At 68.6% G+C, this 513-nt stretch carries 1 pseudogene; it reads right to left on the bottom strand.

The features are described 5' to 3' along the window. Positions 1 to 513: pseudogene (locus tag HUW62_RS47700) on the bottom strand (hypothetical protein); the annotation flags it as partial.

The following is a 513-nucleotide window of genomic DNA, read 5'->3' as shown; positions in this document are numbered from 1 at the left end:
CGCGGAAGGCCGCCCGGTAGGCCGGCTGCTGCACCGTCGCCTTCTCCGGGCTGACGGGGAGAATGCGCTCCACGAGTGCCGCTTCCGTGGGCCGCGTCTCTCCGCAGACACACAGCGGCGCCTGCAGCCGGTAGGTGGACACCGTCAAGTCGGGCCGGCCTCGCTCCTCCGTCTCTCCGCGGTAGAGGCGCCGCATGTAACGGTGCACCAGGTGGAGGCGCGGCGGCGGCATGTCATGGGGCTTGTACTCATCCAGCACCACCGGCACGGAGCGCGTCGAGGACAGCAGCTTCACGAGGGCGAATTCCGTCTCCGTCACGCTGTAGGCGTCCGAGGCCGGCACCCCAGCCAGCGGCCAGAAGACTTCCGTGCAGGTGCTGGACTTGCCGCTGCCTTGCGTCCCGTACGAGAAGAGAATGGGGAAGGAGCCCACCTTCTCCAAGAGGCGCGGCTTCAGCGGCGTGGCGAAGAACCACCCCAGCATGGGCAGCACCACCTGCGGCGTGTTGATGC

Source organism: Myxococcus sp. AM011, from assembly GCF_013372595.1.
GTDB lineage: Bacteria > Myxococcota > Myxococcia > Myxococcales > Myxococcaceae > Myxococcus > Myxococcus eversor.
The sequence above is the reverse complement of the archived record's forward strand: the minus strand, read 5'-3'. Positions and strand labels throughout refer to the sequence as shown.